This is a genomic window from Streptomyces sp. NRRL B-1140 (genome assembly GCF_001280065.1).
Classification (GTDB): domain Bacteria; phylum Actinomycetota; class Actinomycetes; order Streptomycetales; family Streptomycetaceae; genus Streptomyces.
Window position 1 is genome coordinate 1 of record NZ_LGEA01000177.1, and the last position, 1,086, is coordinate 1,086.

3 pseudogenes are annotated in these 1,086 nt (G+C 72.3%); all 3 read left to right on the plus strand.

The window, feature by feature from the left end:
- Positions 1 to 193, plus strand: a pseudogene (locus ADK65_RS38370) (2,3-dihydroxybiphenyl 1,2-dioxygenase); the annotation flags it as partial.
- A gap of 3 nt (positions 194 to 196) precedes the next feature.
- Positions 197 to 316: pseudogene (locus ADK65_RS38375) on the plus strand (fumarylacetoacetase); the annotation flags it as partial.
- Between the two features lie 18 nt (positions 317 to 334).
- Positions 335 to 1,086, plus strand: a pseudogene (locus tag ADK65_RS36545) (FAD-dependent monooxygenase); the annotation flags it as partial.

A 1,086-nucleotide genomic window follows, 5' to 3' on the forward strand; every position in this document is an offset into this window, starting at 1 on the left:
GACCTGCACAGTGAGCAGGGCGCCCTGCGCGGCGAGCATCCGGGCCGTTCCCGGAACCCGCTGATCAAGGTGGCGGACCTGGCCTGGCTGGAGTTCGAGCCCGGACCGGCTGGCGCGGGCCACTGGGTCCGACGTGCGGGACGCGGACGTGCCCGGTGGTGGCAAAGCAGTCGGCCTGCTCGGCCCGTCCGGCCTCAGCCAGGCGAAGAACCGTCACTACCTGCACGCGGACGACGTGATCACGGCGACGATCGCGACGGCGGACGGTCGCATCGACCTCGGCGAGCAGCGTACGCCCGTCATGGACGCGCAGTAGGGCAGAGGTGAGCCGCACATGACCGTCGAGCACAACAGGGCAGACGTACCCGTGGTGATCATCGGCGCCGGGCCCGTGGGCGTGACCGCCGCCCTTCTCCTGGCCAGGCGCGGAGTCCGCAGCGTCGTCCTCGAACGCCACAGGGACGTCTACCCGCTTCCACGCGCCGTCGCCACCGACGACGAGGTACGCCGGATCCTCCAGGCCGCGGGCGTGGGAGAGGAGTTCGCCGCAATCGCCCGACCGGCCAACGGGCTGCGGCTGCTGGACGCCCGGCACCGGGTGATGGCCGAGTTCCGCCGCACCGAGCACGGCCTGCACGGCTATCCGCAGACCAGCATGTTCGACCAGACGCGTGCTGCGTGCCGCCCTGGCCCGGCGCGCGGAGTGCGAACTGCGGGGCGGCGTGGAGGTCACCGGCATCGGACCGGACACGGCCGGCCCCGTTCGTGTGACCTACCGCGACGACGACGGTGAGCACCACCTGTGGGCCGAGGCTGTCCTCGGCTGCGACGGCGCGGGCAGCCTCACCCGCGAGACCATCGGCGCCGTATGGGAGGACCTGCGCTTCGAGGAACGCTGGACCGTCATCGACGTCCGCACGACAGCCGACGTCCGCTGCTGGGAGGGCGTCGAGCAGGTCTGCGACCCGGACCGGCCGGCCACCTTCATGCGCATCGGTGAGGACCGCTACCGCTGGGAGTTCCGGCTGCGGGACGGCCAGGAGCCGGTCCGCGAGCTGATCGCCCCGTGGCTGCCGCAGTCCTACG